The sequence below is a fragment of the Tabrizicola sp. YIM 78059 genome (assembly GCF_004959785.1).
Taxonomy (GTDB): domain Bacteria; phylum Pseudomonadota; class Alphaproteobacteria; order Rhodobacterales; family Rhodobacteraceae; genus Tabrizicola; species Tabrizicola caldifontis.
This window is the reverse complement of sequence record NZ_SJZH01000001.1, coordinates 277,677-301,771: the sequence shown is the minus strand read 5'-3', so window position 1 is coordinate 301,771 and position 24,095 is coordinate 277,677. Positions and strand designations below refer to the sequence as shown.

Here is a 24,095-nt window from a genome sequence, read left to right as displayed (position 1 = left end):
GGTTATCCTCCGATCACGGCTTCAGCCGCCTTGATTGCCGCGTCGGCAAGGGTGATGTCGGCGCCGCCCGCTTGGGCAAGATCGGGCCGGCCACCACCGCCCTTGCCGCCCATCGCCTCGGCCGCGGCCTTGACCAGCGTCACGGCCGACAACCCCGAAGTCAGATCCTGGGTGACACCCGCCGCAACCGCAGGTTTGCCACCGGTATCCGCGATCAGCAGAACAGCGCCCGAGCCGATTCGAGCCTTCATCTCGTCAATCAGCGCTGGAAGATCCTTGCCTGAAACGCCTGAAAGCACCTGAGCAATGAACTTCACCCCGTTGATATCCCTGACCTCCGGGCCAGAGGCCTTACCGCCCATTGCCAGTTCGCGGCGCAGCTGCGCAACCTCGTTCGCCAGCACCTTGCGTTCCTCGAACAGCGCGCGGATGCGGTCGGCCAGCTCTGCCGGCGGGGCCTTGATGATCGCGGCGATTTCGTTCAGCCGTGCCTCCTGCTGATGCAGATGGTCCAGTGCTGCCTGCCCGGTCAGCGCCTCGATCCGGCGCACGCCGGCAGAGGAGGCGCTTTCCGAAAGGATTACCATCGCCCCGATGTCGCCGGTGCGCTGCACATGAGTGCCGCCGCACAGTTCGATGCTGTAGGTCCGCCCCTCGGCGCCCTTGCCCGAACCTTCCAGCACGCCCATCGACACAACCCGGACCTCGTCACCGTACTTCTCGCCAAAAAGGGCCTGAGCGCCGATGGCCCTGGCGTCGTCGGGGGTCATGATCCGGGTTTCCACCGGCGCATTCTGACGGATGAAGGCGTTCACCTCAGCCTCGATCGCGGTAAGGTCCGCAGCCGGAATCGCCGAGGAATGGCTGAAGTCGAAGCGCAGGCGGTCGGCAGCGTTCAGGCTGCCCTTCTGGGCGACATGTTCGCCCAGCCGCCGGCGCAAAGCCTCGTGCAGAAGGTGCGTCGCCGAATGATTGGCGCGGATTGCAGAGCGGCGGGCATGGGCGACCTCCAGCTTCGCCGGCTGTCCCTTGATCACGGTGCCTTCGGTGACCGTGGCGATGTGGATGAATACCCCTGCAGCCTTCTTCGTGTCGGTAACCTCGGCCAGCCCGGTATCGGTGCGGATGAAACCGGCATCCCCCACCTGACCGCCGGATTCGGCATAGAAGGGGGTCTGGTTCACCACGATCTGCACCTGTTCACCGGCTGCCGCCTGACCGACTGTCACCCCGTCGCGGACCAGCGCGGAAATCACGCCTTCGGCGGTCTCGGTATCATAGCCCAGGAATTCCGTGGTGCCGTGTTCCTCGGCGATCTCGAACCAGATCCTTGCGTCCTTCGCCTCGCCCGTTCCCGCCCAGGCCGCGCGGGCCTTGGCTTTCTGTTCGGCCATGGCGGCATCGAAGCCCTGGACATCGACCTCGCGCCCCTTCTCGCGCAGGGCATCCTGCGTCAGGTCAAGCGGAAAACCATAGGTGTCATACAGGCGGAAGGCGGCCGCGCCGGGAAGCGGGCTTCCCTCTGGCAGCCTTGCCAGTTCTTCGTCCAGCAGGCGCAGGCCGCGCTCAAGCGTCTGGCGGAACCGGGTTTCCTCCAGTCGCAGCGTCTCTTCAATCAGCGCCTGGGCCCGCACAAGTTCGGGATATGCCGCGCCCATCTGGCGCACCAGCGCCGGGACCAGACGGTGCATGACCGGATCCTGCGCCCCCAGCATGTGCGCATGCCGCATCGCGCGGCGCATGATCCGCCGCAGCACATAGCCCCGGCCTTCGTTCGACGGCATCACCCCGTCGGCGATCAGGAAACTGGTCGAGCGCAGGTGATCCGCGATCACCCGATGATGAATTTTTCCCGGCCCGTCAGGATCTTGCGAGGTGACATTCGCACTGGCCTCGATCAGGCTGCGCATCAGGTCGGTGTCGTAGTTGTCGTGCTTGCCCTGCAGCAGCGCCCCGATCCGTTCCAGCCCCATGCCGGTGTCGATCGACTGCATGTCAAGAACGCGAAGCGACCCGTCGGGAAGCTGCTCGTTCTGCATGAAGACGAGGTTCCAGATCTCGATGAAACGGTCACCGTCTGCCTCGGGGCTGCCCGGGGGGCCGCCCCAGATGCTGGGCCCGTGGTCATAGAAGATTTCCGTGCAGGGGCCGCAGGGTCCGGTCGGACCCATGCGCCAGAAGTTGTCATCGGTCGGAATGCGGATGATCCGCTCGTCCGGCAGGCCCGCCACCTTCTTCCAGATTGCTGCTGCTTCGTCATCGGTGTGATAGACGGTGACCAGCAGCTTATCCTTCGGAATGGCGAAATCCTTTGTCAGCAGTTCCCAGGCGAAGGGGATGGCACCTTCCTTGAAATAGTCGCCGAAAGAGAAATTCCCCAGCATTTCGAAGAAGGTGTGGTGGCGCGCAGTGTAGCCCACGTTGTCGAGGTCGTTGTGCTTGCCCCCTGCCCGCACGCATTTCTGGGCAGTGGTGGCGCGCACGTAGTCGCGTCGCTCGATCCCGGTGAACAGGTTCTTGAACTGCACCATGCCGCTGTTGGCGAACATGAGTGTCGGGTCGTTCCGCGGCACCAGGGGGGAACTGTCCACAACCGTGTGGCCGTTGCGGCGGAAATAGTCGAGGAAGGTCGATCGGATGTCGTTCAGCGATGCCATGTCTGGCCTTTCGGGCGGCGGAAACGTGAATTCGGCCTCCCATGTAGCCCCATGCACCGGGCCTGTCCACTATCCGCCCGAGACATGCACATAAAAGGCCGGAAGCTGGGCTTCCGGCCGACCTTGCGATTCCGGATGCAGGACCGGCTTCCGCCGCAGTTCACGCCCCAAACAGGTCAGACAGGCAGAAAGGTCACGGACTGCCCCGCTTGGCTTGCCGGGTCATTCGTCCAGAACATCGGCGTCATCCCCGCCGGCTATGGCGAAATCCAGCCCGTTCGCAGCGCGGATCTTGTCCTCGATCTCCATCGCGACGCTCGGGTTCTGCTTCAGGAAGGCCTTTGCATTCTCGCGCCCCTGGCCGATGCGTTCGTCCTTGAACGAATACCAGGCGCCCGACTTTTCCACGACCCCGGCCTTGACGCCGATGTCAATCAGTTCCCCGGTCTTCGAGATGCCTTCGCCATACATGATGTCAAATTCGACCTGCTTGAAGGGCGGCGCGACCTTGTTCTTCACCACCTTGACCCGCGTGGTGTTGCCCACGACCTCGTCCCGGTCCTTGATCGCGCCGATGCGGCGGATGTCCAGCCGGACCGAGGCGTAGAACTTCAGCGCATTGCCGCCGGTGGTGGTTTCCGGGTTGCCGAACATCACCCCGATCTTCTGGCGGATCTGGTTGATGAAGATCACCATGCAGTTCGACCGGCCGATCGAGGCCGTAAGCTTACGCATCGCCTGGCTCATCAGGCGGGCCTGGCTGCCCATCTGCATGTCGCCCATGTCGCCCTCGATCTCGGACTTCGGCACGAGGGCCGCGACCGAGTCGACCACGACCAGGCTGACGGCACCCGAACGGACCAGGGTATCCACGATCTCCAGCGCCTGTTCGCCGGTGTCGGGCTGGCTGATCAGCAGCTCGTCCAGATTGACGCCCAGCTTCCTGGCATATTGCGGGTCAAGCGCATGCTCGGCATCGACAAAGGCGCAGACCCCGCCCTTCTTCTGTTCCTCGGCCACGACATGCAGCGTCAGCGTCGTCTTGCCCGAGGATTCCGGCCCGTAGATCTCGATGATCCGGCCCTTGGGCAGCCCCCCGATCCCCAGCGCGATGTCCAGACCAAGCGACCCGGTCGAGGTGGCCTCGATCTCCATCGCCGGGCTGTCGGCCCCCAGCCGCATGATCGAGCCCTTGCCGAACTGCCGTTCGATCTGCGCCAGCGCGCTTTCCAGCGCCTTCGCCTTGTCCATGTCCCGCTTGCCCCCGAGGTCGAGAAGGTTTGCCACCGCCATTTCCGTCTCCTTATTCCATAGCCGCGTGTGGGCGGCAATCCTGCCACATGTTCCCCAAGTGTTCTCGTCCTTATGAGATCAAATCGGGAACATTTCAATCAATTTCTCTTCAAACACAGCTTTTGCGCGGTCTGGTTAACGGATAGTTTATGCCGCCGCCCGAAACCGGGGCAGCGACTGGCTTTCTTGTGCGAGGGAAGAAAGTGCTTGTGTTCTGGGATCAGCGGCTGGTCTTTCTGGCCACGCCCAAGACGGGTTCTACGGCGATTGCGGCCGCGCTCGAATCGCTTGCGGCTGTCTCGATCCAGCGGCCGCCGCTTCTGAAGCACACGACCGTCCACCGCTATCGCCGCTTCATCGGGCCCTTTCTCGAGGCAGCCTCAAAGGACAACTTTACCCTGGTCGCCCTGATGCGCGAGCCGCGTGACTGGCTGGGGTCGTGGTACAGGTTCCGCCAGCGCGAGGAAACGGCCGAGGACAAGTCGACAGCGGGCATGAGCTTCGACGATTTCGTGCGCGCCTGGTGCCAGGATCCGCGCCCCGCCTTCGCCGATGTGGGCAGCCAGGCCCGCTTTCTGCGTCCGCGACAGGGCCAGGGGGTGGACCGGCTGTTCCGCTACGAGGAGATCGACAGTTTCGTCCAGTACCTCGAGGATCGGCTGAACTGCGAAATCATCCTGCCTCGCCTGAACGTCTCTCCCCCCGGCTTGACCGAACTTTCCCCCGAGACCGAAGCCATGCTGCACAGGGCTGCGGCCGAGGATTTCGCCCTTTACCGGACGCTTCTGCCCTGAAGCGTAAGTTTCGGCATCCCGCCGCCCATCTTGTGGTAAGACAGTGACAAACGGGCCGTGAGCGGCTAGATATTGGGCAATGGGGCCTTCAGACCCCGTGAGGCAGAAAGGGCGGACAAATGACCATCGGAAACGGCATGACGCGACGTGGTCTGGTGTTGGGCGCAGGCGCACTGGGCCTTGCAGCATGCGCGAATGGCGTGGGATCGAACGGCGCTGCGCAGATCGATGCTCGTGTGGATGCGACGCAACGCTTCCTGTTCCAGCGCTATCCCGGAACGCAGGATCTTGCTGCGCGCGCCGCAGGGGTGCTTTACATGCCGCTCGTGACCGAGGCCGGTTTCGGCATCGGCGGGGCCTATGGCCGCGGCGCGCTGCGCATTCAGGGCGTGACCGTCGATTACTATGCTGCCGCAAAGGGGACGATCGGGCTCCAGATCGGCGCACAGCAATATGCCCATGCCCTGTTTTTCATGACCCAGGATGCACTGGAAACCTTCCGCCGCTCGTCGGGCTGGGCAGTGGGGGCGGATGTGCGCTATGCCACCCCGGAACAGGGCGCCTCGATCGGCAAGGAAACAACCGAGCTTGAACCCGTCATTGCACTGGTCTTCGGCCAGCAGGGCCTGATCGCGGGTGCGACGCTGGGCGGAACGAAATACACCCGTATCATTCCGTAAGGCGTGCGGTCCCCGCGCGCCGCCGGGCCTGAGACTATCTCAGGCGCCGGATCAGGCTGGAGGTGTCGTTGCGCCCCCCACCCATCAGTTGCACGTCCTTGTAGAACTGGTCCACCAGCGCGGTCACCGGAAGCCGTGCACCGATCTCGTCGGCGGTTGCAAGGCAGATGGCCAGATCCTTCCGCATCCAGTCCACGGCGAAGCCGAAGTCGAATTCGCCTTTCAGCATGGTCTTGTGCCTGTTGACCATCTGCCACGACCCGGCCGCGCCCTGAGAGATCACCTCGACCACCTTCTCACCATCGAGGCCCGCCTTTTCGCCGAAGGCCAGGGCCTCGGACAGGCCCTGCAACAACCCGGCGATGCAGATCTGATTGACCATCTTGGCCAGTTGGCCCGACCCGGAAGGCCCGATCAGACGGCAGATGCGGGCATAGGTGGCCAGAACCGGCTCAACCCGGGCATAGTCTGCCGGATCGCCTCCGCACATGATGGAAAGCTGGCCATTCTCGGCCCCCGCCTGTCCGCCCGAGACAGGGGCATCCACGAATGCAATCCCACCGGTCGCCGCCTGAGCGGCAAGCTTGCGGGTGATCGTGGCCGAAACGGTGGAGTGGTCGATGAAGATTGCCCCAGGCGTCATTCCGGCAAAGGCGCCGTCCGGCCCCGAGCAGACAGCACGCAGGTCGTCGTCGTTGCCCACGCATGCCATCACGAACTCGGCCCCGCGGGCGGCCTCGGCAGGGGTGGCGGCATGCCGGCCCTTGTGGCGCTGCAGCCAGGCCTCTGCCTTCGCGGCGGTGCGGTTCCAGACGGCAACGTCGTGCCCCCTGGCCGCCAGATGCCCCGCCATCGGAAAGCCCATGGTGCCAAGGCCAAGAAACGCAACTTTCGCCATGTCCGATTCCCCGCTGATTGCCCTTGCCAGGGTGATCGACTAGGAACCGATCACGCTTCCGCCGTCAAGGACAGGGCCCGATGCTGACCGCTTTTCGCTGGCTGATGAGATTCGTCACCGGGGGGATCGTCCTGGGCGTCGTCGCCGTTCTGCTGGCCTACTGGATCCTGTCGCGTTCGCTAGTGGACTATAACGAGGACTTCACCCTGCGCGGGATTTCCGCCCCGGTCGAGATCGTCCGCAACAACGACAACGTGCCGCACATCTTTGGCCAGACCGATCGCGACGTCTATTTCGCGCTGGGATTTGTCCACGCGCAGGATCGGCTTTGGCAGATGACGATGCTGCGTCGCACGGCGCAGGGGCGATTGTCGGAACTGTTCGGCCCCGCGACGCTGGCGGTGGACGAACTGATGCGACGGCTGGACCTTTACCAGCTGGCGCTTCAGTCGGTAGAGGCGCAGGACGCCGAGACACTGGCCGCGCTCGAGGCCTATTCCGCCGGCGTGAACGCCTGGATCAACGAGGTGAACAAGGGCGCCCGTGGCCGCGGCGCGCCCGAATTCTTCCTGTTCTCGCCAGAGATATCGGCCTGGGCCCCCGCCGATTCGATCGCAATCCTGAAGCTGATGGCCCTTCAGCTGACCGACGCGGCCCAGAAAGAGGTTCTGCGCGCGCGGGTCTCGCTGCTGCTGCCACCTGACAGGCTGGCAGACATATTGCCCGATGATCCGGGACAAGGCGTTGCCGCCCTGCCCGACTATGCCGATCTGGTGCCGGGTGTCACGCCACAGTCAGATCCTCTCGATTTTGCACTTGGACCCTTCTCGCCGGTCGCAGCGCCGGGCCAGGCGGGGGCCTCGAACGCCTGGGCCGCGATGCCGGGACGATCGGCGGCAGGCGGCAGCCTGCTGGCCAACGACCCCCATCTTGGGCTGACCGCACCGACGCTGTGGTATCTGGCGCGGCTGGAACTTTCGACCGGCGGCGTCATCGGCGGCACGATTCCGGGCGTTCCCGCAGTGATCGTCGGCCGGTCCGACCGGCTGGGCTGGGGCCTGACCACCGCCTACCTGGACGACCAGGACGTACTGATCGAGGAAGTGAACCCGGCCAACCCCGAGGAATACCGCACACCCGATGGCTGGGCCCGGTTCGACAGCCGGCAGACGATCATCACGGTCAAGGATGCCGAACCGGTCACCCTGACGCTGCGCTGGTCGCGCAACGGGCCCATCATGACCGGCGGGCAGTTCAACCTGGGAACAGTTACGCCTCCGGGCCATGTGGCTGCCCTGGCCTGGACGGCACTGAACGGGGCCGATACCTCGATGACTGCCGCGATCCGGCTGATGCGCGCGGGCTCGGTCGCCGAGGCGCTGGAGGCCGGGCGGCTGCATGTCGCCCCGGCGCAAAACCTGATGCTGGCCGACACGGACGGGATCGCGATGCAGCTTGTTGGTGCGATGCCCGCGCGCGACCCCGCACACCCGTCGCAGGGCCGCTTGCCGGTACTGGGCGCGAGCCCGGCCGCCGGGTTCCGCGGCGTCCTGCCGTACGAGGACAATCCGCGCTTCGTGAACCCGGACTCGGGCCTTCTGGGCAACACCAACAACAAGACCGTGGATCGGCCCTTTCCCGAACACGTCAGTTTCGACTGGGGTGACACCCAGCGCATCCAGCGCTGGCTGACGCTGATGCGCGCGCGGGGCGTCCATACACGGGAAAGCTTCATCGAGGCGCAGCTTGACACCGTGAACCCGACGGCGCGCGCCCTTTTGCCGCTGATCGGGGCGGACCTGTGGTTCACAGGCGAACCCGCACCCGAGGGCACGCCGGAACGGCTGCGCCAGCGCGCCCTGATTCTGCTGGCGGAATGGAATGGCGAGATGAACGAGCATCTGCCAGAACCCCTGATTGCCGAAGCCTGGCTGCGCGCCCTGATGGACCGGCTGATCCGGGACGAACTGGGCGCCATGGCCGACAGTTTCACCCATATCTCTCCGGTCTTCATCGAACGGGTCTACCGCAACGTGGGCGGCGCCAGTATATGGTGCGACGTAATCCAGTCGGCGGCGATCGAAACCTGCACCGACATTGCCCGCATCGCGCTGGACGAGGCCCTGCTGCGGCTGACGGAACGCTATGGCCCGAATCTGGAAAGCTGGCGCTGGGGCGATGCGCATCAGGCGACCCACGACCACCCTGTGCTGGGCGAGGTGCCGATCCTGAAATATTTCGTCAACATCCGGCAATCCACCAGCGGCGGCGACGATACGCTGATGCGCGGCGTCACGCGCGGCACCGGGCCCGAGCCCTATCAGAACGTGCATTCAGCTGGCTATCGCGGGGTCTATGACTTTGCCGATCCCGACAGTTCGGTGTTCATCACGGCCACCGGCCAGTCGGGCCATCCGCTCAGCAGGCACTACGACGACCTGGGCGAACTGTGGCGGCGCGGCGAATACATCCCGATGTCGCTGGATCCCGACCTTGCCCGCGCAGCGGCAGCAGGCGTCATGGTGCTGACGCCCGCCGAATGAGTCTGGGCCGATCGCGGCGCTAAAGTCGCTGCCAGCGGTTTTCCTGCCGTGCGGTCCAGCGGACGGTAATCCGCCAGCCATCATCGGTCTCGGTCTCGGACTGAACGATGTTCTGCTCATGCAGCCAGGCGCGCTTGCGGCCCTGATCGAAGGGGACCGTCAGGACAGCCTCGCTCCGGTCCTCGTCCAGGGTGCGCGCGATCAGCGCAAGCAGGGCATCCACCCCCTCGCCGGTCAGGGCCGATACCGGCAGCACCATCGGCCTTTGCGCCGCCTGTGCAACCAGTGCCTCGCGCTGCGAAGCATCAACAAGGTCAAGCTTGTTCCAGACCTCGATGATCGGGGTGTCCTCCTTCACGCCCAGGCTGGCGAGGATGTCGGTCACATCGGCGGCCTGTTCCACGGTCTCGGGGTGGCTTATGTCGCGCACATGCAGGATCAGGTCGGCTGAAAGCACCTCTTCCAGCGTCGCGCGGAAGGCGGCGACAAGTTGCGTGGGCAAGTCCGAGATGAAGCCCACGGTGTCCGAAAGGATGATCTTGGCCCCCGAAGGCAGCGTCACGCCGCGCATCGTGGGGTCGAGCGTGGCGAAGAGCATGTCCTTGGCCATGACCTGCGCCCCGGTGATCCGGTTGAACAGCGTGGACTTGCCGGCATTGGTGTACCCCACCAGCGCGACGATGGGAAAAGGCACCTTGGCGCGGGCTGCGCGATGCAGTTCGCGCGTCTTGACCACCTGATCAAGCTGGCGCTTCAGACGGACCACCTGATCGTCGATCGCCCGGCGGTCGCTTTCGATCTGCGTCTCACCCGGACCGCCGACGAATCCGAAGCCGCCCCTCTGCCGTTCCAGGTGGGTCCAGGCGCGGACAAGGCGGGTGCGCTGGTAGGACAGCGCGGCAAGTTCGACCTGAAGTACCCCTTCGCGTGTCCGGGCGCGGTCGGCGAAGATTTCCAGGATCAGCGAGGTGCGGTCCAGAAGCTTGACGCCCCATTCCTTTTCCAGGTTCCGCTGCTGGATGGGCGAGACGGTGCCATCGACCAGCACCAGGTCGATCTTCTGATCCCTGAACTTCTGTTTCAGCTCCTGCACTTTGCCCGAACCAAGCAGCGTGCCCGGATGGGTACGCGCAAGGCGCACGACTTCGGAGCCGACGACCTGCAGCTCCGGCAGTGCGCTGGCAAGTGCCACGGCCTCGGCCAGCCCGTGTTCCGGCAGGCGGCGCCCACCAGCGGACTTAAGCGCCGGATGAAGCACCCAGGCCCGCGTCGGCCTTGCAGCCGTGTCACGCAACCGCCCACCCTCGCGCCCGGCGAGGAGATCGTCATCATCCTTTGGGTCTTGTGCGATCAGTCTTCCCCTTCATAAAGGCTGATCGGCGCGCCCGGCATGATGGTCGAGATCGCATGCTTGTAGACAAGCTGCGACTGGCCATCGCGGCGCAGAAGCACGCAGAAGTTGTCGAACCAGGTTATCACGCCTTGCAACTTGACCCCGTTGATCAGGAAGATCGTCACGGGAACCTTCGCCTTCCGCACATGATTGAGAAAGGCGTCCTGCAGATTTTGCTTGTCGGCGGCCATTGCTTTTTTGCCTTGTTTTTCTGTCGCTTCACTGTCGCGTGGGGCGTTCTGACCGATCCCCCCTGTCGGCACCGCCAGAGACGGTCAGACCAGAGTATGAATCGCCTTGCAAGGAGATTCCAGCGCAAAAATCAGGCTGTTACGCAGCGGTGGGATCATCGCCCCCGGACAGGCAGAATCAGCGCAAGCAGAGCCAGCGTCTCAAGCCTGCCAACGATCATCGCAAGGCAAAGCACGGCCTTCACCGCGTCAGACAGATCGCCATAGGCAATCGGCTGCGGGGCGCCCAGACTGGCCAGTTGCCCCGTCGTGGTCAGGCCCGACAACGCCAGGACAAGGGCAGGCTCGAACCCGACGCGAAGGATGGACAGAATGGTCACCGTGACCGCGATGGAGACTGCGAACAGCATGAAGAAGACCCAGGCAAGCTGTGCCCCCTCGCGCCGCAACCGTCGTGCCTCGGGACCGCCATGGCCCAGGGAATTGGGATGAATGATCCGTTCCAGTTCGCGTTCGCCATGGCGCAAAAGCGCGTAGACCCTAAGCAGCTTGACGCCGCCAGCCGTGGTGATCGTGCCGCCGCCGACGATGGCCAGCGCCATCAGCACAAGGCCGGGCGTGCCGATGCCGGACCACGCCGCGCCCGTCTGCCAGTCGGCACCGACATAGCCCGTCGTGGTCAGGAAGGAGGCCGTCGTGAACAGGATACCCCAAAGCGAGGCCACCGCCTGATCTTCGTCCACGGCAAAACCGGCCTCGTCGGCAATGACCCAATGGCGCAGGAACAGGATCAGCGTCACGGTCCCCAGGACCAGCCCGGCAAGACGAAGTTCGGGGTCGCCGGACAGCGGGCGGCGGTTCTCGGCGAGGCCGGTGCCGGGCATGGCCCGGCGCGTGATCGCGAAGATGAGGAACAGGAAGATCAGCGCCTCGCCAACGTAACCTGCGCCACTGGCAGCCAGCGTTGTCTGCCCCGAGATGCCGGAAGTGGACAGTGTTCCCATCGCGTGGATCAGCGCGGTCACGCCCGAGGCGCCTGCGATCATCAGCAGCACCCACAGCGCCAGCGTAAGCGCCGCATAGATCGGGAAAAGCTGAAGGGCGAAACGGGTCAGCCGGTCGGAAGGATCGGCACCGCGGCCCATCTGCCCCGCGCCCAGCACACCCCGCCCCGGAACCCGGCCGGTGGCGACCTCGGCCCCACCCAGGTTCAGCGGCGCCAGGATCGCATAGCCGGCAAGCAGGGTCAGGAAACCGCCGAACCATCCTACCGTGGCGCGCCACAGATGCACGGCATCCGGCAGGCGCGCTGGCGGATAGACCGTAGCCCCGGTCGTCGTGAAGGACGAGACCATCTCGAACCAGGCGTTCAGGAACCGGGTGTCGGGCACGGCCTCCTTCATCGGCAGCGCCATGACAACCGGAAGGACGACATAGGCCCCGACCAAGGCGGCCAGATGGCTGCGTGCCGGGTCGCGAGGGGTGAAGGCCGCGGTGGCAATACCCAGCATCGTCGTTCCGATCAGGATGATCAGAGCCGGGTAAAGGAAGCTTCTCCCAAGAGCGGTCTGGTCAACCGCCACGGCATATCCTGCCGGCAAGAGGGCCAGCAGGCCGGTCAGGCCGATCAGCACGACCAGCAGCGGAAGCTCCGACAGGCGCGTCCACATCAGAAGAAGTCGATGGAGACCTGCAACAGGCGCTCCACCTCAGGCACGTCGCCAGCCATTGCGAATAGCGCGATAACATCGCCCGCCTCGATCCGCAGATCACCCGTGGGCTTCAGAACCTTCTCGCCCTTCATCACCGCCCCGACCAGAACCCCCTCCGGAAATTCGATGTCGCGGATCAGCCGCCCGGCCAAGGGCGATGTTGTCAGGACCTGCGCCTCGATCATCTCGGCTTCGGCATCACCGATGGAATAGACCGCACGGACCCGACCGTGCCGGATATGGCGCAGGATCGAGGAAACGGTGGTAGCGCGCGGGTTGATGTAGGCGTCGATATCCAGCGGCGCCATCAGCGGCGCAAGCGTGGGGTCGTTCACCAGCGCAATGGTCATCTGGCAACCCGCCTGCTTGGCCCGGACCGATACCAGAAGGTTCGTCTTGTCGTCGTCGGTCACCGCCAGGATCGCGTCGGCCCGGTCGATCGAAGCCTCCATCAGCAAGTCGATGTCCATCCCGTCGCCGTGCAGGACGATCGTGCGCTCCAGCGTGTCGGCGGCGTGCTCGGCGGTGGCACGGTCCTTCTCGATCACCTTGGCACGAATCCGGTCGGTGCGGGTTTCCAGCGCGCGGGCCACGGCAAGACCCACGTTGCCGCCACCGATGATGACGATGCGTTCCTGTTTCTTCGTCTTCTTGCCGAAGATTTCCAGTGCGCGGTTCACGTCCTCGACATGGGTGAAGACGTAGATCTGATCCTCGGCATAAAGCTGGTCGCCAGGATCGGGGGCAAAGAGCCTGCCTTCGCGGCGGATCCCCACGACGATCGCGCGCAGGGTCGAGAACAGTTCGTTCAGCTGGCGCAGCGGCGTGTTCAGCACCGGGCACTCGGCGTCCAGCGCAAGGCCCAGAAGCTGGGCGCGGCCGCCCATGAAGCTTTCGGTATCGAACGTAGCTGGCGCCGCAAGCCGTTGCAGCGCCGCCTCGGCGACTTCACGTTCCGGGCTGATGACTACGTCGATGGCCAGGCGATCCTGGTTGGTCAGGTCGCTGTACAGGGCCGACAGATAGTTCTGCGCGCGGATGCGGGCGATCTTGCGGGTGATGTTGAAGACCGAATGGGCCACCTGACAGGTGACCATGTTCACCTCGTCGGAATGGGTTGCGGCAATAAGCATGTCGGCATCGCGCGCGCCTGCCTTTTCCAGAACGTCAGGGTGGCTGGCAAAGCCCACCACGCCCTGCACGTCCAGCGTATCGGTCGCGCGGCGGACCAGATCGGTATTGATATCGACAAGGGTGACGTCGTTCTTTTCCCCGGACAGGTGGCGGGCGATCTGCCAGCCGACCTGGCCTGCCCCGCAGATGATCACCTTCATGAGTCTCTCCGCGCGCCGTCGTCGGATCTCTGCATGTCAGATCGGCCGACAGGGGTCAACCAAAGGCCGCCTGGCCCCTGCGCCCCGTCATTCGTCGTAGTCGCCAAGTCCGCGCCCGCCGCGGTTTGCACCCACCACACCAAGCGATTTCAGCTTGCGGTGCAGCGCCGAGCGTTCCATGCCGACGAAACTGGCCGTGCGGCTGATATTGCCACCAAACCGGTTGATCTGCGTCAGCAGGTATTCGCGTTCGAACAGTTCGCGCGCCTCGCGCAGAGGCAGTGCTGCAACCGCGCCGGACAACAGGATTCCTGTTTCGGCCTCGGGCCGGGGCTCGTTGCCGGGCAACTCGTGCGCCTCGATCGGGCCGGTGCTGTCGCCAAGGATCAGCACCCGCTCGATGACATTGCGCAGCTGGCGGATGTTGCCGGGCCAAGCCATGGTCTGAAGCATGGTTTCGGCCTCGGGCGTCAGGTCGCGAGCAGGCAGCCCCTGCGTCTTGTGGAACCAGTCGATGTAGTGACGGGCAAGTTCGGGAATGTCTTCGCGCCTGTCCGCAAGCGACGGAACCGTGATCGGCACCACATTCAGCCGGTCGTAAAGTTCCTGGCGGAACCGGCCCATGCCGATTTCCGCCCGCAGGTCGCGGCAGGTCGAGGAAATCACGCGCAGATCTACCCGCACCTTGTCGGCGCCGCCCACCCGGGTGAACTGTTGTTCGGTCAGCACGCGCAGGATCTTCGACTGCGTGCCCAGCGGCATGTCGGCTACCTCGTCGAAATAGATGACACCACCGTGCGCCTGCTCCAGCAGACCGGGCTCTACGCCCCGTTCAGGGGTTTCGCGACCAAACAGCACCTCTTCCATGCGCTCGGGTTCGATGGTGGCCGAAGATACGACCACGAAGGGAGCCGAGGCCCGACTGGAATTGCTGTGGATGTAACGGGCCGCCATTTCCTTGCCTGACCCCGGTTCGCCCGTCAGCATCACCCGGCCATTCGACTTGGTGACCTTGTCGAGGTTCGCCTTCAGGGCCTTGAACGCGGCAGAGCTGCCCAGCATCTCGGCCGAAGCGACATCGCGGCGGCGCAGTTCCTGGTTTTCGCGCCGCAGGCGCGACGTCTCCATCGCGCGCCCCACGACGACCATCAGCTGGTCGATGTTGAACGGCTTTTCGATGAAGTCATAGGCCCCCTGCTTGATCGCGGCGACCGCGATCTCGATGTTGCCGTGGCCCGAGATGATCACCACCGGAATATCGGGATTGTCGCGCTTCACAGCCTTCAGGATGTCGATCCCGTCCATCCGGCTGTCCTTCAGCCAGATGTCGAGGATCATCAGCGAGGGCGGGTCAACATTGATTTCCGCCATGCACTGGTCGGAATTGGCTGCAAGCCGAACGGCATAGCCTTCATCGCGCAGGATGTCGCCGATCAGTTCGCGGATGTCCTGTTCATCATCGACGATCAGAATGCTCATGTACTCACCCTCCCTGTCCTGCCGCGGCAACCTCGGGCGGGACATACGTTCGTGCCTTGCGACGCGTGGTGCGCGGCAGGCGGATTTCGGCCATGGCGCCGGCGTGGTCGCACCCGTCGAACACCGGTGCGTCCAGAAGCGCCAGTGTCCCGCCATGTTCCTCGATGATCTTCTTGACGATGGGCAGGCCCAGGCCGGTGCCCTTTTCGCGCGTGGTGACGTAGGGCTCGAACAGGCGCGCCCGGTCGGGGGGCAGGCCGATACCGTTGTCCATGATGCGGATCACCGCTTCGCCGTCGTCAACCATCAACGTGACACGGATTTCCGGGACAAAGCCGGTCGATGCGCCCTTTTCCTGATAGGTTTCAATTGCTTCACCCGCGTTCTTGATCAGGTTCGTCAATGCCTGGCCGATCATGGTCGCATCCAGTTCAATCGGCAGCGGGGTATTCGGGATGCTTTTGACAAAGCGGACCCCAGGCTGGCCGTTTTCCTGCAACAGGACAGCGCCCTTCAGCAGTTCCACCAGGTCGCAGTCGCGGCGGTCGGGTTCCGGCATGCGCGCGAATTTCGAGAATTCGTCCACGATCCGGCGCAGGTCGTTCGTCTGCCGGACGATGACATCGGTATATTGCTCCAGATCCTCATGGTCGCGAACCTGGGTGGAAAACTTGCGCCTGATCCGCTCGGCCGAAAGCTGGATCGGGGTCAGAGGGTTCTTGATCTCGTGCGCGATGCGGCGTGCCACATCGCCCCAGGCCGCCATGCGCTGGGCGCTGACCAGGTCGGTCACGTCGTCAAAGGCGACCACATACCCCTCGAGACCGCCTTGATCGCTGCGTCGCGTGCTCATCCTCACCAGCAGGCTTTCCAGCTTGCCCTTGCGGGTCAGGCGCACTTCCTCCTGCACGGCATTGCTGCCGCTTTCGCGCAGCCGGTCGAAGAGAGCGGCAAATTCCGGGACAGCAGCCGCAAGGGGCATGTCGGACTGGCCGTCGGACAGATCAAGCAACCGTTCCGCCGCGCGGTTCACGAAGTCGATGTCGCCATCCGCATCCAGCCCGATCACCCCGGCCGTGACGTTGGACAGTACCGAATCGAACAGGCGGCGCCGGGCTTCGGTCTGGCGGTGGCTTTCGACCAGCGCCTCGCGCTGCCCCTTGAGCTGCCGGGTCATCTGGTTGAAGAGGCGCCCCAGCGAGGCGATCTCGTCGTCGCTCTCTTCTTCAGTCACCTGCACGTCCAGATCGCCGCCGCCCACCCGTTCCGCAGCACCGGCCAGCCGGCCCACCGGGCGCGACAGCCTTTCGGCAAACCAGAGGCCAAGCCAGACGGCGGCCAGGATCAGGATCAGCGCAAAGCCCAGATAGATCAGACCGAAATTGAACAGAAGCCGCCCACGTTCGCTTTCCAGCTGGTTGTAGAGCTGAACGGTTTCCTGCGTTTCGTCCAGCAGCGAGAGGATCGAGCCATCCACCTCGCGCGTCACATAAAGGTAACGGTCCGTATAGGCAGGCAGAAAGACCAGGGCCCGGAATTCGTTGTTGGCCCAGTCGGGGATAAGGACGGTGTTGCCTTCGCGCGCAAGGCGCAGCTGTTCCGCTGTCAGCGGCTCGAACCCGAACAGGTAGGATCGTTCACCCCGCGTCTTAAGCGCGCCTGTACCATCGACCAGATAAGCTTCCTTCAGGCCGCGCTGGATCACCTGCTGCGCCTGAGAAAGCAGCGGGCGCAGCTGGTCGTCGCGCAGAAACACGCTTTGCTGCTTTGCCCGGTTCAGATAGCCGGCAAGTGCGTTCGCGTCCGCGGCAAGATCCTCGCGCTGGACCGCTTCATAAGCCTGTGCGGCCGAAAGCGAGGATCCGACGACCGAGCGGACCCTTTCCGAAAACCAGCCCTCAAGCCCGATGTTGATCGACAGAACGGCAAAGACCGCGACAAGAACGGTCGGGATCAGTGCAATCAGCATGAAGACGCCCGACAGCCGCATGTGCAGCCGCGACCCCGCCGAACGCGTGCGGCGGTCGGCGATCAGCCGCACGACACGGGCCAGAACCAGCGCGGCGACCAGAAGGACGTAGATCAGATCCGACAGCAATATCAGCCGCAGGGTCGGAGAGGCGGCGTCCTGGTTGAAGGGGCCCAGCGCCAGGAAGGTGGCCACCGCCAGCACCGGACCCAGGAAAACCACTCCGAGTGTGACCGCAGTCTGCACCCGGCGTTGCCGCCGCAGGCGCGAGAAGCGTGCCCAAACGTCGTTCTGGATTGCGCGATCCACCCGAATCTGCCCGTTGGCCGACGGTTTTTCCGCCTTTCGCCACTATATCTAGTCGGTGCGATCTGTGAAACCCGAAAGACACACGGACCGTTGCGTCCTTACATCAACTTGCGGCGACGGGTCACACGAATGTCCAGATCGGTGATCTTCTTGCGCAGCGTGTTGCGATTTATGCCCAGAAGATCGGCACATTTCGCCTGATTGCCGGCGGTGGCGTCCAGAGCGATCTCGATCAGGGGCAGTTCCACCTCGCGCAGAATGCGCTGATAGACGCCGGGCGGCGGCAGCTGCCCGCCGTGCAGATCGAAATAGCGCTTCAGATGCCGCGCCACCGAGGCCGAGAGCTTTTCCCCCGCCACGCCTTCGGACCGGGGCTCCGGGCCGGGCTGGTTGCCCAGGATCTGTTCCACTTCGCCGCGGGCGATCTCTGCCTCGGAGGCGGTGACAAGCAGGCGGCGGATGGTGTTTTCCAGCTGTCGAACGTTGCCCGGCCAGGAATAGGCGCGGATCAGGTCGGTCGCCTCGGGCGAAAGGCGCCGCATCGCGCCCAGATCACGCTCGCCACGCGCAAGGAAGTGTTCGGCCAGCAGCGGAATGTCGTCCACCCTTTCCCGAAGGCTGGGCACATGCAGGGTCACGCCGCCCAGACGATAGAACAGATCCTGGCGGAACTGGCCGGCCTCCATCTTCGCGGCAAGGTCCGACTGGCTGGTCGCCATGACGCGCGGGGCATTGTCGCCCAGCAGATCAAGCATCCGCACTACGCGGGCCTGGGTGTCATCGTCATAATCGGCGACCTCGTCGAAAACGATCGAACCGCCCCGCGCCCGCGCCAGCAGGGCCGAGGGGCCGTCGATCCCGGCAAGATCGGCGGCCTGGGCCACGACGAAGGGCAGTGTCCGACGGTCGGAGAAATCATGAATCGCTTTTGCGATCAATGATTTACCCGTTCCGGATTCGCCCGTGATCAGCACGGCCAGGTCGGTGTTCATCACACGCGCGACCAGACGATACAGTGCCTGCATCGCCGGGGTGCGGCCCACCAGCGGCAGGTCGTCGCCCGCCTCGCGCGGCTGGACCACTACCTTGGGCACCCGGCGTCGCTGTTCAAGTGCCTTGGAGGACCGTTTCATCAGGTCCGGCAGGTCGAAGGGCTTCGGCAGATAATCGAAGGCTTCGGCCTCGGCGGCCTGAATCGCGGTCATGATCGTGTTCTGGGCAGAGATGACGATCACCGGCAGCCCCGGACGCATCTTTGATATGCGCGGCAACGCATCCAGCCCGTTGCCATCGGGCATGATCACGTCGCTGATCACCAGATCACCCTTCCCTTCTTCCACCCAACGCATCAGGGTCATCAGCGAAGAAGTTGCATGGACCTTGCATCCCGCGCGGGTCAGGGCCTGGGTAAGGACCGTGCGGATCGTGCGGTCGTCGTCTGCGACAAGGACGGTGCCATCCATCTATTCAGCTTCCTTCCTTCTGTCGCGTGGCGCCATGGGCAGCGACACGCGGAACACTGTGCGACCGGGGACGGAATCGACGCTGATCCAGCCCTCGTGGTCGGAAATGATCTTGGAGACGAGCGCCAGCCCGAGCCCCGTGCCGTTCTCGCGGCCCGAAACGAAGGGCTCGAAGATGTTCGCAGCGATATCGGGGGGGATTCCCGGGCCGTCGTCGATGATTTCCACGTTCAGCGGCAAGGCGGCCGAGGCGCCATCCTTGCGGCGCAGGCGCAGCGAAAGGTCATAGAAGGTGTGCAACCGGATCGTGCCGCCATCCTTGCAGGCTTCGGCGGCGTTCTTGATCAGGTTCAGGAACACCTGCATCAGCTGGTCGCTGTCGGCAAAGGTCGGCGGAAGCGAGGGGTCGTAATCCTCGACGATGGTCATGTGCGCGGCAAAGCCGACGAGCGCCGAGCGTCGCGCCCGGTCCAGCGCGTCGTGGATGTTCACCGCCTTGCGGTCAGGGGGCCGCAGGTTGCCGAACTGTTCGACCTGCTCCAGAAGCTTGACGATGCGACGGGTCTCCTCGACGATCAGATCGGTCAGTTCCTGATCCTCAGGCGCAAGGCTCATCGACAACAGCTGCGCCGCGCCGGAAATGCCGGCAAGCGGGTTCTTGATCTCGTGCGCCAGCATCTCGGCCATGCCGATCGCGGACCGCGCGGCCGTCTTGACCCCCATCGACCGGCCCAGCCGGTCGGCGATCTCGCGCGGGGACAGGATCAGCATGACCACGTCGGGGTTGTCGTGCATCGGCGCCAAATGGATCGTGCACTGCACCGGCGGGCGTTCGCCCGAGGTCACGTCCACATCATTGATGTTCAGCGGCGACTGGTTGGCGCGGGCGCGGGCCAGCGCCTCTTCCATTGGCGCGTCGATCGCCAGCCGGTCAAAGGCGGGCTGGCCGCGCAGCGCCTTGTCCGAGGTGTTCAGAAAGGTCTCGGCCGCGGGGTTGACCTCCAGGATCCTTGCGTCGCGGTCCAGAAGCAGCGCCGGCAAGGGCAGCGAGGCCCAGACCACGCCGGGCACCGGATAGGGCATCCGGTAGGCGGGGGTCATGCGGCCAACTCCAGATCGGCGAAGGCCAGTTCGATCAGCCGGATCACCTCGGCCGGGTCGGTCGAGGTCAGGATCGCCTCGCGTGCATGGGGCAGGCCCGCCTCTTCCAGATACCAGCCAAGGTGCTTGCGCGCCATCCGCAGGCCAAGCTCGCGCCCATAGAAGGTGAGCATGTCGTCGTAATGATCAAGGATCATGCGGCCAAGCTGCCCCCCGTCAGGGATATTCGGGGCCGGCGTGCCGTAAAGGTCGTGCGCAACCTGCGCCAGCCGCCAGGGCGCGCCCTGCGCCCCGCGGCCGATCATGATGCCGTCGGCACCGGAAAGGCGCAGGGCCTCGCGCGCGGTCGCGGTATCGGTGATGTCACCATTGGCGATGACGGGGATGCGGACGGCCTGCTTCACGGCGCGAATGGCCGCCCAGTTGGCACTGCCCTTGTAGAACTGGCAGCGGGTGCGACCGTGGATCGTGATCATCTGCACCCCCGCCTCTTCCGCGCGACGCGCAAGCTCTGGCGCGTTGTGCAGGCTGTCGTCCCAGCCGAGGCGCGTCTTCAGCGTGACCGGCACCTTGACCGCCTTCACCACCGCCTCGATCAGCCGCAGCGCCAGATCGAGGTCGCGCAGCAACGCCGAGCCGCAAAGCCCCGTGGTCACCCGTTTCGAGGGGCAGCCCATGTTGATGTCGATGATCCGTGCGCCCTGCCCTTCGACGAACTTCGCGCCCTCGGCCATCCAGTGCGGATCCCGCCCTGCAAGCTGCACCGAGGTCGCCTGTTCGCCGAACCCCAGTTCCGCCCGCGCCCGCGCCTCGGGCTGGGCGCGGACCACTTCGGCACTGGCCACCATCTCGCTGACCACGAGGCCCGCGCCAAAACGCGCGACAAGCCGGCGAAACGGCAGGTCGGTGATCCCGGCCAGCGGGGCCAGGAATATGGGAGGATCCAGCGTCAGTGAGCCTAGGGGCAGCGGCAACAGCCTTTTCCTTGTGAAGTTTGCACTGTGTTACCCCGCCCGGTGATCAGGTCCAAGGCAACGACGCCTCCATAATGGCTGAAAAACATGCGATGCACAAATATTAGGCAGATCCTCACCACCTCACGCCAGATTGTCAGGCGCGGACAGAGAGATTAGGGAGGTTCAGGAAAAGGAATGTCGCATGCAGACAGCCGTCATCATCGTTGCCGCCGGGCGCGGCAGCCGCGTGGGGGGCGAGGTGCCGAAGCAATGGCAGATGCTCGCCGGCCGCCAGGTGCTGGCACATACGCTGGCGGCATTTGCCGGTTTGCCAGTGGTGCTGGTGATCCATCCCGACGACCGCGGCAGGGCCGAGGCGCTTGACCTGCCGCCCTCGGTCCGGCTGGTCGAGGGCGGGGCAACGCGCGATGCCTCGGTTCTGGCAGGGCTGCGGGCGCTTCAGGGGTCGGGGATCGACAAGGTGCTGATCCATGATGGGGCCCGGCCGCTGGTTTCGCCGGCACTGATCGACCGGCTGGTGGCAGCGCTGGACGACAGCGAGGGCGCGGCCCCTGCGTTGGCGATCTCGGATGCGCTCTGGCGCGGCGCGGGGGGGCGGGTGACCGGCACGCTGGACCGGGCGGGCCTCTACCGCGCACAGACGCCCCAGGCCTTCCGCTTTGCGGCGATCCTGGCGGCACATCTTGCGCATCCGGGTGGGGCGGCCGACGATGTCGAGGTCGCCCGCGCCGCAGGTCTTGACGTGACCATCGTCGAGGGCGAGGAAAGCAATCTGAAACTGACCTGGCCGGGCGATTTCGCGCGGGCCGAGGCAATCCTGAAGGGGCGCAACATGGATGTGCGGCTGGGCCACGGCTATGACGTGCATGCCTTCTGCGCAGGTGACCATGTGTGGCTGTGCGGGGTGCGGGTGCCGCATGACAAGGGCCTTCTGGGTCATTCCGACGCAGATGTGGGCATGCACGCACTGACCGACGCGATCTACGGTGCCCTGGCCGAGGGCGACATAGGCCGTCACTTCCCGCCCAGCGATCCGCAATGGAAGGGCGCGCCCAGCCACATCTTCCTGTCCCATGCCATGGGCCTGGCCCGTTCGCGGGGGTATGAGCTGGGCAACTGCGACGTGACGCTGGTCTGCGAGCGCCCGAAGATCGGCCAGCATGCCCTTGAGATGCAAGCGGAACTGGCGCGGATCATGGGCGTCGGGCCGGGCCGCGTCTCGGTCAAGGCGACCACTTCGGAACGGCTGGGCTTCACCGGCCGCGAGGAAGGCATCGCCGCCCTTGCCACGGCAACCCTGGTGAGACCATGAGCACGACCATCGCCACCTTCTTCGGTGTGGGCTACCTGCGGCCCGCCAGCGGGACCTGGGCCAGCGCGGTCACCGTCGCGCTGGCGGTCGTGGCCTATGAGGCGGGGCTGGCGCTTCTGGTGCCGGCGGGGTTCGTGCTGGCCGTGCTGGCCGGGTTCTGGGCGGTGCCGCCCTATCTGCGGGCCACGGGGGGCGAGGACCCCTCGGAAGTGGTGATCGACGAGGTGGCGGGTCAGCTTCTGGCGCTGTGCTTCACCGTCCTGCCCCTGTGGTGGCACGGGGTCGCGGGACTGGCGCTTGGGGCATGGCCGGGCTGGCTGGTGCCCTTCCTTCTGTTCCGCCTGTTCGACATCTGGAAGCCGTGGCTTGCGGGCCGGGCCGACCGGATGGGGGGCACGACGGGGGTGATGCTCGATGACATCTGGGCGGGGCTTTTCGCCGGGATCGTCTCGGTCGTGCTGGCGGGCCTCTGGCATGGCGTGGTGCAGCCATGGCTGGGGTGAAGGTGGCCGAGCTTCTGGCGCAGGCGCGCTACTGGGGTCTGCGGATCGCCACGGCGGAAAGCTGCACAGGCGGCATGGTTGCGGCGGCCCTGACCGATGTTCCAGGATCATCCGACGTTTTCGACCGCGGCTTCGTCACCTATTCCAACGCCGCCAAGGTCGAAATGCTGGGCGTCCGGCCCGAGACCCTGTCGGCCCATGGCGCGGTATCCGAACCGGTGGCGCGAGAAATGGCCGATGGCGCGCTGGCGCGCTCAGCCGCCGATCTGGCCGTGTCGATCACCGGAATAGCGGGCCCCGGCGGATCGGAGTTCAAGCCCGAGGGCCGGGTCTGCTTTGCTCTGGCCCGCCGTGGCCGGCCGACATTGTGCGAGACGGTGGAGTTCGGGGCACTTGGCCGCCCGAAAGTGCGCGAGGCCGCGACGGCGCATGCTCTGCGCCTGCTGGCAATGGCCTTGGCTTAGGTTCCCCCCTCCACGTCGATTGCGTCACCACGCCAGCAGGGCCGCAGGCGATGACTGCATGAAACGGGCTGTCTGACCGGGAAATCACGGATGCGTCGCGAAAAAGCGCAGGATTTCTGCGTTGGCGTCGATTTCCTGTGTCACGGCACCGTCATTGGCGGGCAAACGCCCTGCCTTGCGTCCACCGGGCCAGTTGTGGCCGCCGCCCTCGATCGTGATCAGCCGCAAGATCACGCGACCCTGCTTCTGGTAGTCCGTCACCGTGACCGAGGTGCCGTCGTCGCGACGGTCGATCTGCCGGTCGGTTTGCTCCAGACCGCTGCCCCAGGGGGCGAGGAATGCCCGCACCACCGAGGCGACCGAGGCAAACTCGGTGCGCGTCAGCGAGGAAGCGCCCTTGCCGCCAGCATAGGGCACCATGGCGTCGGCCGTGCCATGGATGATCAGCGCCGGCACCGGCTCGCGGACCCGGATCGAGCCTGTGTCCATCGTGCCCGACACGGCCGCGACGGCCGTCACCAGCGCGGGGTGCCGGGCAGCGAAGGTCTCGGCCATCATCGCGCCATTAGACATGCCCGTAAGGTAGACCGAGGCGCCAAGACCGAAGCGGCCCTGTGCGTCCTTGACAACACGGGCCAGGAACCCGAGGTCGTCCTCCCGATTCCGGGCGGCCGACGCGCAGCAGTAGCCGGCGTTCCAGGTCAGCAGTCGGTCGCCCCGCCGGCCGGTGCCGGCCGGAAAGACTACGGCGTATCCTGCCTTGACCGCAGCCCGGCCAAAGCCGGAACTGCGGGCGAACTGGACAGGATTGCCACCCCCGCCATGCAGCGCCAGGATCAGCGGTGCGCCGCGCGGCTCGGCGGGCAGCTGTATTTCGTAGGAGCGATCGCCAAGCCGCACGGTCTCGGCGGAGGCGGGCAAGGCGGAAAGCAGCAGGGACAGGAACACGGCGACGATACGCATGGAACCCTCGTTCGCTGAATTTCCCATTAACGTCCGCCAGGCGGCTTTCCGTTGCGTCAG

General features: G+C 65.1%; 19 protein-coding genes. 6 read left to right on the top strand and 13 right to left on the bottom strand.

The genetic code is table 11. From position 1 onward, the window contains the following. Nucleotides 1–2 precede the first annotated feature (2 nt). Both alaS and recA read right to left on the bottom strand, forming a co-directional pair. Entirely contained in the window at nucleotides 3–2,657 is a 2,655-nt protein-coding gene (alaS, locus tag EZM81_RS01400; RefSeq protein WP_136644514.1) for an alanine--tRNA ligase, read from the bottom strand. Between the two features lie 222 nt (nucleotides 2,658–2,879). Then, on the bottom strand, nucleotides 2,880–3,950 hold the full coding sequence (gene recA / locus EZM81_RS01395; protein ID WP_135446979.1) for a recombinase RecA: 1,071 nt from the start codon (nucleotides 3,948–3,950) through the stop codon (nucleotides 2,880–2,882). A 203-nt stretch (nucleotides 3,951–4,153) separates the two neighbouring features. Between recA and EZM81_RS01390 the strand changes: the two genes are divergently transcribed. Next, on the top strand, nucleotides 4,154–4,744 hold the full coding sequence (locus EZM81_RS01390; RefSeq protein WP_136644513.1) for a sulfotransferase family 2 domain-containing protein: 591 nt from the start codon (nucleotides 4,154–4,156) through the stop codon (nucleotides 4,742–4,744). Nucleotides 4,745–4,863: 119 nt separating this feature from the next. Beyond that, nucleotides 4,864–5,424, top strand: coding sequence for a YSC84-related protein (locus EZM81_RS01385; protein ID WP_135446983.1), 561 nt, complete (start codon nucleotides 4,864–4,866; stop codon nucleotides 5,422–5,424). Between the two features lie 34 nt (nucleotides 5,425–5,458). Here the strand turns inward: EZM81_RS01385 and EZM81_RS01380 are convergent, their stop codons facing one another. Then, the gene (locus EZM81_RS01380; RefSeq protein WP_256371600.1) at nucleotides 5,459–6,340 is read right to left on the bottom strand and encodes an NAD(P)-dependent oxidoreductase; all 882 of its coding nucleotides are present in this window, start codon (nucleotides 6,338–6,340) and stop codon (nucleotides 5,459–5,461) included. A gap of 62 nt (nucleotides 6,341–6,402) precedes the next feature. Here EZM81_RS01380 and EZM81_RS01375 point away from each other — a divergent pair, with 62 nt between their 5' ends. Further along, complete coding sequence (locus EZM81_RS01375) at nucleotides 6,403–8,865, top strand: penicillin acylase family protein (protein ID WP_136644511.1); 2,463 nt, start codon at nucleotides 6,403–6,405, stop codon at nucleotides 8,863–8,865. A 19-nt stretch (nucleotides 8,866–8,884) separates the two neighbouring features. Here EZM81_RS01375 and hflX read toward each other — a convergent pair whose 3' ends face one another. The 9 genes from hflX to dusB form a co-directional block, all read right to left on the bottom strand. Continuing rightward, nucleotides 8,885–10,159 carry a GTPase HflX gene (hflX, locus tag EZM81_RS01370; RefSeq protein WP_248298099.1) on the bottom strand — a complete coding sequence of 425 codons (1,275 nt, stop codon included), beginning with the start codon at nucleotides 10,157–10,159 and terminating at the stop codon, nucleotides 8,885–8,887. A 56-nt stretch (nucleotides 10,160–10,215) separates the two neighbouring features. Then, nucleotides 10,216–10,449, bottom strand: a complete 234-nt coding sequence (gene hfq, locus EZM81_RS01365; RefSeq protein WP_008028786.1) for an RNA chaperone Hfq — start codon at nucleotides 10,447–10,449, stop codon at nucleotides 10,216–10,218. A gap of 155 nt (nucleotides 10,450–10,604) precedes the next feature. Next, a complete protein-coding gene (locus EZM81_RS01360) occupies nucleotides 10,605–12,119 on the bottom strand; it encodes a TrkH family potassium uptake protein (RefSeq protein ID WP_136644510.1) in 1,515 nt (504 codons plus the stop codon). Further along, nucleotides 12,119–13,495: a Trk system potassium transporter TrkA gene (trkA, locus tag EZM81_RS01355; protein ID WP_135446992.1), complete on the bottom strand. Its 1,377-nt coding sequence runs from the start codon at nucleotides 13,493–13,495 to the stop codon at nucleotides 12,119–12,121. Before trkA ends, EZM81_RS01360 begins: the two co-directional genes overlap by 1 nt. 87 nt (nucleotides 13,496–13,582) lie before the next feature. Continuing rightward, on the bottom strand, nucleotides 13,583–14,974 hold the full coding sequence (locus EZM81_RS01350) for a sigma-54 dependent transcriptional regulator (RefSeq protein ID WP_135446994.1): 1,392 nt from the start codon (nucleotides 14,972–14,974) through the stop codon (nucleotides 13,583–13,585). A 4-nt stretch (nucleotides 14,975–14,978) separates the two neighbouring features. After that, nucleotides 14,979–17,252, bottom strand: coding sequence for a PAS domain-containing sensor histidine kinase (locus tag EZM81_RS01345; RefSeq protein WP_136644509.1), 2,274 nt, complete (start codon nucleotides 17,250–17,252; stop codon nucleotides 14,979–14,981). A 98-nt stretch (nucleotides 17,253–17,350) separates the two neighbouring features. Beyond that, nucleotides 17,351–18,715, bottom strand: coding sequence for a response regulator (locus tag EZM81_RS01340; protein WP_136644508.1), 1,365 nt, complete (start codon nucleotides 18,713–18,715; stop codon nucleotides 17,351–17,353). Beyond that, the gene (locus EZM81_RS01335; protein WP_240783898.1) at nucleotides 18,716–19,816 is read right to left on the bottom strand and encodes a nitrogen regulation protein NR(II); all 1,101 of its coding nucleotides are present in this window, start codon (nucleotides 19,814–19,816) and stop codon (nucleotides 18,716–18,718) included. Continuing rightward, a complete protein-coding gene (gene dusB, locus EZM81_RS01330; RefSeq protein WP_371685707.1) occupies nucleotides 19,813–20,790 on the bottom strand; it encodes a tRNA dihydrouridine synthase DusB in 978 nt (325 codons plus the stop codon). The genes EZM81_RS01335 and dusB overlap by 4 nt, the downstream gene beginning before the upstream one ends. Before the next feature lie 184 nt (nucleotides 20,791–20,974). On the opposite strand from dusB, the gene EZM81_RS01325 reads away from it, so the two are divergent. The 3 genes from EZM81_RS01325 to EZM81_RS01315 are packed head-to-tail and all read left to right on the top strand — an operon-like array spanning nucleotide 20,975 to nucleotide 23,072. Further along, nucleotides 20,975–22,105, top strand: coding sequence for a bifunctional 2-C-methyl-D-erythritol 4-phosphate cytidylyltransferase/2-C-methyl-D-erythritol 2,4-cyclodiphosphate synthase (locus EZM81_RS01325; RefSeq protein WP_136644507.1), 1,131 nt, complete (start codon nucleotides 20,975–20,977; stop codon nucleotides 22,103–22,105). Beyond that, complete coding sequence (locus tag EZM81_RS01320; protein ID WP_135447003.1) at nucleotides 22,102–22,608, top strand: phosphatidylglycerophosphatase A; 507 nt, start codon at nucleotides 22,102–22,104, stop codon at nucleotides 22,606–22,608. Before EZM81_RS01325 ends, EZM81_RS01320 begins: the two co-directional genes overlap by 4 nt. Continuing rightward, nucleotides 22,605–23,072, top strand: a complete 468-nt coding sequence (locus EZM81_RS01315; RefSeq protein ID WP_135447440.1) for a CinA family protein — start codon at nucleotides 22,605–22,607, stop codon at nucleotides 23,070–23,072. The genes EZM81_RS01320 and EZM81_RS01315 overlap by 4 nt, the downstream gene beginning before the upstream one ends. 84 nt (nucleotides 23,073–23,156) lie before the next feature. Here EZM81_RS01315 and EZM81_RS01310 read toward each other — a convergent pair whose 3' ends face one another. Next, nucleotides 23,157–24,035, bottom strand: a complete 879-nt coding sequence (locus tag EZM81_RS01310) for a PHB depolymerase family esterase (protein WP_169052273.1) — start codon at nucleotides 24,033–24,035, stop codon at nucleotides 23,157–23,159. Between the last annotated feature and the right edge of the window lie 60 nt (nucleotides 24,036–24,095).

What these genes read in the sequence shown, in the direction of transcription:
- EZM81_RS01325 (WP_136644507.1), top strand. Translation starts at nt 20,975, where the DNA reads ATGCAGACAGCCGTCATCATCGTTGCCGCCGGGCGCGGCAGCCGCGTG.
- hfq (WP_008028786.1), bottom strand. Translation starts at nt 10,449, where the DNA reads ATGGCCGCCGACAAGCAAAATCTGCAGGACGCCTTTCTCAATCATGTG.
- EZM81_RS01335 (WP_240783898.1), bottom strand. Translation starts at nt 19,816, where the DNA reads ATGACCCCCGCCTACCGGATGCCCTATCCGGTGCCCGGCGTGGTCTGG.
- EZM81_RS01360 (WP_136644510.1), bottom strand. Translation starts at nt 12,119, where the DNA reads ATGTGGACGCGCCTGTCGGAGCTTCCGCTGCTGGTCGTGCTGATCGGC.
- EZM81_RS01320 (WP_135447003.1), top strand. Translation starts at nt 22,102, where the DNA reads ATGAGCACGACCATCGCCACCTTCTTCGGTGTGGGCTACCTGCGGCCC.
- alaS (WP_136644514.1), bottom strand. Translation starts at nt 2,657, where the DNA reads ATGGCATCGCTGAACGACATCCGATCGACCTTCCTCGACTATTTCCGC.
- EZM81_RS01375 (WP_136644511.1), top strand. Translation starts at nt 6,403, where the DNA reads ATGCTGACCGCTTTTCGCTGGCTGATGAGATTCGTCACCGGGGGGATC.
- trkA (WP_135446992.1), bottom strand. Translation starts at nt 13,495, where the DNA reads ATGAAGGTGATCATCTGCGGGGCAGGCCAGGTCGGCTGGCAGATCGCC.
- EZM81_RS01340 (WP_136644508.1), bottom strand. Translation starts at nt 18,715, where the DNA reads ATGGATGGCACCGTCCTTGTCGCAGACGACGACCGCACGATCCGCACG.
- EZM81_RS01310 (WP_169052273.1), bottom strand. Translation starts at nt 24,035, where the DNA reads ATGCGTATCGTCGCCGTGTTCCTGTCCCTGCTGCTTTCCGCCTTGCCC.
- recA (WP_135446979.1), bottom strand. Translation starts at nt 3,950, where the DNA reads ATGGCGGTGGCAAACCTTCTCGACCTCGGGGGCAAGCGGGACATGGAC.
- EZM81_RS01385 (WP_135446983.1), top strand. Translation starts at nt 4,864, where the DNA reads ATGACCATCGGAAACGGCATGACGCGACGTGGTCTGGTGTTGGGCGCA.
- EZM81_RS01350 (WP_135446994.1), bottom strand. Translation starts at nt 14,974, where the DNA reads ATGAGCATTCTGATCGTCGATGATGAACAGGACATCCGCGAACTGATC.